The following is a 4356-nucleotide window of genomic DNA, read 5'->3' as shown; positions in this document are numbered from 1 at the left end:
CAGATGTGATGATCATCCTGGTCCGCAGCAATCTGATCACCGTCCACAAAGGAAATCATCGCTCTCAGGACATTGAGAGTTGTGGATTTTAACCCAAGAGGTTCTCTGGCCTCTTCAACGGCGCGAAGAAGAAGCCACTTTTTGGGCGTACTACTCCCCTGCCCTGCCGTTGCCGGCAAGGTTGCTCCGTTTGGAGCCAATGCTGTTAGTGTTTTCATGATTATCTATCGGCAGACAAAAATTACCCGTTCGCTCAAGAGCGTTTTTTCTTGTGTGGCGATTCGGGTGCTGCTAGATTCTAGGTGTCTAATCTAAGAATTGCGCTTTGCGCAGCAGCCCTCGAAGCTCCGGTTTCGGGGGTTTTGTTTGTTTGCCTTCCTCCTTTCTGCTCGTCCTCAGTTCTTTTTCTCGGTGTTTACAGCTGTAAACTCAGCGTGTGAGCGCTTGATGATTTCAGCCATGTTTTTGTCCAACCAGCTAGCGAAGCCAGCGTTAGCTCCGGTTCTTTTGACCGAAACAGTTAGTGATCCGTTGGTGGATTTGATTGTAACGCCTTCAATCGGGCTTACTTCGGCTGCACCTTCTCTTTGTCGTGCACCACGTTTGACAGCTGCTTTAAGGAGCATTTCCAGCCGATCATCTGACGACATCGAAGGCTCAATGGTTGCAAGCAGGTTGGCTGCTTCATCTTCTGTCAGCTTGCCTGCAACGAAGTGTTCTGCAAGCACGGTCCATTTTGGGCGGCCAGATTTTGGGGCTGCACCGATCATGTCACCAATCTTTGCAGGAACATGTTGCGTAACTTTTGTCAGGTGAGACAGCCCTGATTTCGAAACGTTCAATACTTGCCGCACCGTTGCAGTGTCATGCCCGGAAGTCAGGATCGCCTCAGCGAAACGTGCTTTCTCGTAGAAGGAAAGATTGCGCCTCGCAGCATTCTCAAGCCCTTTGGCGAGAAGCGCTGAAGCATCGTCGATATCCTGAACATTGGCGCGGACTTTAATACCGAGTTCACGACAGGCTTTGAGCCTCCTCCTCCCATAAATTGCCTCGTATCGACCGTCGGATTTCGATTTTCTGACAAGAATGGGAACTTGTTGGCCACCGTCTTGGATACTCGACATCAAGCTTTCAAAGCTATCGTCTTCTTCGTCAGTGTTTACAGCTGTAAACTCACCAAGCCTATCGGCTGGGCCCCAATCGTCGATCAGAGCAGGGTCAATTTCCCTGATTGCGGCCAAGGAGCCCTGAAGCGCACCAAGTGCAGGGGCATTGGGTTTTGGGGCTTTATCGATGGCCTTGGGGCTAGAGCGCGCGATGGTGTTTGCGATCCCCGACATCTCCTGAAGCGATTTTCTAGCCATTAGCTGCGTCCCCATGCCTGATGGATCATTTGCTCTACCTCAGAGCCGATCGCATCCATTGAGTTCTTTGCCCGATCATAAGTTGCGCGTGTCATTTCCGACCGCACGACCTCGTAAATTGATTGTTTGAGCATTGTGGCGTCACTGATTGCGGTGCTCTTGAGGGCCGTAGCTGACATAACGCGATCCTGAAACAGTGCTCGCATGAACGAAGCCAGTTGTTGAGACGGTACGTCTGTTGGCTCGTCACGCGTTATCAGGAATTTGAAGTTATCGTATTCGAGCGTAGCGCCGGCATCTTCAATGACTGCCATGTAAGCACCAGCGAGTTCGAGAAATTGTGCCGTCGAAGACACGTCCAGCATCGAAGGTGTCAGTGGCACAAGCAATGAACTGGCAGCGGCCATCCCGGCTATCGTCAAGAAGCCAAGTTGAGGTGGGCTATCAATCAGAACTAGGTCAAAATCGCCTTCCACCTGGGCCAGGGCATTCCGTATTCTCGTAAAGAACGGATGGTCCGGGTTGGAGTGAACGGCAGATTCTGTCTCAAACTCGGAAAGAACAAGCCGAGACGGCGCCACAGACAGACCGGGGAAGTATGTCGGAAGCACAACGTCCGCCATATCTACCGGATCTTCATACCGAATAGCATCGTAGATCGTCAGTCCGTCAAACTCTATTTCCGGGCTGATGCCGCACATGGATGTAAGCGAGCCTTGTGGATCCAGGTCAACGGCCAATACACGGTAACCGCGAAGCGCAAAGTAATGGGCCAGGTGAATTGTTGTGGTGCTTTTGCTGCTGCCACCTTTGAAGTTCATCAACTGCCAGACTTGGAGTTTCTCTCCTTCAGTCCGACGAGGGATATAGCGCCCCTTTTTGCGAGAGGTTTTCTCAAGCGTTTCGCGAGCCTCCCAAAGCTCATGGGCGGTATAGTAGCGTCGACCGCTACGCACGTCTTTTGGTTCAGGAATCGTTCCTTCTGCGTGGACCTTACGCATGAATTGACCTGAGACACCTAAGAGTTCGGCCGCTTCTGGGGCTGCAAAGTTGCGTAGTGATTTGGTGTTGTCAGGGGCAAATGCCGCAAGAAGATGTTCCCGGATGGCCGAGTTTAATCTCTCAGAAATTTCTGTGGCGAGAGCCGATGGCCGTTCTGCCGTAAGTGGTGTCACGGGAATCATGTAGTTGCCTCAAATTAAAGAATGTGGTCATTTTTGCGCCACTTGAGACAAACAGGCGTGATTCATTGTCCTAAGTCAAGGATTTTCGCTTATATTGTGGGTTCTACAAAGCTGTGAACTACATACGCTTTGCATCAAAGCAAAGTGGTTTACAGCTGTAAACCTTGTTGAAGCGGTTCCCGGGCTTTTATAGCTGATGAAGTTCTGCTGTGCAAAAAGTAGGCATACACACAAAACTCTTCCGAATGCTCCGCCTCGAGTTGAGCTTTTCATAGCGAGCAGTTGGCACAAAAGAAGTAACGGCTTGCGCACCAAGACAAGAAATAGGGAAGGGCAGGGGGCCAATTGAGCTGATTGCGTATTTCCTCACCCCAACAAGTCCGTCGCCGGGTTTTCGGCGATATCGACGTCGTCATAGTACTTCTGCGCCTGTGCCATGGAGCGGTGCAGCGAGAGGCGCATGGCAGCCTGGATTGGGGCGCCGTCCAGTGCGGCTTGGGTTAGGAACCCAGAACGCAGACCGTGCGGCGAGGCGAAGTCCTCCGGCAACCCTGCCAACTGGAGGCGATGTTTGACGATCTGATAGATAGCGTCTGGCGAAAGCCGACGTTTCAGCACACGATCCGCTTTTGAGACTGGTCTGAACAGTGGCCCGTTCTTAATCTGTCCAACCTCGATCCAATGGACCAGCGCCTGGGCTGCGCGGCCTTTCAGCACCAGCCGCGGCGTATCTCCTTTGGTTGTCGTCTTGGTCTCCAGCAGTGAAATCCAAACCAGGCTTTTCTCGTCGAACTCCTTCAGCGAGACGTCTTCAAACATCAACCCGGTGATCTCCGAGCGCCGCCGTCCACCAGAAGCCCAGCCCAGCATAAGGATAGCGCGGTCGCGGCAATCCCGGCGTGACCCCCGGCAGGTGGCCAGCAATTGCTCGAGCACGTCCCGCGTGATCGGATGCGCGGATTTTGGGGCAGGGGGCCGGGCTGCAGCCCGGCGCGCCTTGGCACGGGCCTGTTTCACCTGCGGCGCACCGAAAGGGCTGGTCAGGTTCTTCATTCGATGAAAGGCCAGCCAGGAGGCGATGCGCCGGTCCAGCGTCGAAGGGGCAGGGCAGGCGAGGGACTTGCGCAGCCCCTGAGCAATCAGCGCTTCTGCGGTCTCGCGCGCCACATCCGTTTCTGGTGCGTCATTCAGATCGCGGGCGTGATCGAGAATGAAGGCCAGCGCAGTAGCCTCGGATTCCGGCCAGTCCAGCGTCTCTGTGAACCGCGCAGCCTTCCAGGCGGTGACATAAAGCAGATCCCGTTCATATGCCCGCAATGTGTTTTCCGGTGTGCCGCGCACATAAAGATCAGTGAGCGCCTCCTGATCTTTTTCCGAAAGGGCAGGGGCGGCGGCGGGGAGGTATGGGGCAGGGGGCTTCATGTACCCATTCTGCGTCAATTTGGGTCAGATTTCAAATATCATGATAAGGGATACTTATCGGAGCGATGATTTCGCCAGGATTTTCCCTGCATACTTAGCACATGACACCGCCCACGCCTTATCTCCCCATACCTCCCCTGCCCTCTCCGCCGAGGATCAAGAGGCCCTGACGGACCTCTATGTCCGCGGCACCCCCGCCAATACGCTGCGCGCAAATGAGCGCGATCTGCTTTGTGTCACCGCGGGGAAAATCGGCTATTTGATACAACGCTAGACTAGCAACTGTATTTCTCAGGGGGTCTGAGCCGACCAGTTTTGCCGAGATTTGAGGAGTGCGTTCGCGATTGTAACAAGCTTTCTAGCGACTGCTGTGATGATGACTTTGT

The 4356-nt window shown here is 53.7% G+C and carries 4 protein-coding genes; all 4 read right to left on the bottom strand.

What is annotated here, in order from left to right; translation table 11 throughout:
• The coding region (locus AC2FND_RS19675) for a helix-turn-helix domain-containing protein (protein ID WP_496771403.1) at positions 1–218 on the bottom strand (218 nt) is incomplete at its 3' end.
• A gap of 177 nt (positions 219–395) precedes the next feature.
• Complete coding sequence (gene repB, locus AC2FND_RS19670) at positions 396–1364, bottom strand: plasmid partitioning protein RepB (RefSeq protein ID WP_496771402.1); 969 nt, start codon at positions 1362–1364, stop codon at positions 396–398.
• Positions 1364–2548, bottom strand: coding sequence for a plasmid partitioning protein RepA (gene repA / locus AC2FND_RS19665; RefSeq protein ID WP_170724940.1), 1185 nt, complete (start codon positions 2546–2548; stop codon positions 1364–1366). Before repA ends, repB begins: the two co-directional genes overlap by 1 nt.
• A gap of 366 nt (positions 2549–2914) precedes the next feature.
• Positions 2915–3970: a tyrosine-type recombinase/integrase gene (locus AC2FND_RS19660; RefSeq protein WP_496771401.1), complete on the bottom strand. Its 1056-nt coding sequence runs from the start codon at positions 3968–3970 to the stop codon at positions 2915–2917.
• Positions 3971–4356 lie beyond the last annotated feature (386 nt).

The sequence above is a fragment of the Ruegeria sp. BHSB056 genome (assembly GCF_059613305.1).
Note: the sequence above shows the minus strand (reverse complement) of the source record. Positions and strands in the feature narration are given on the sequence as shown.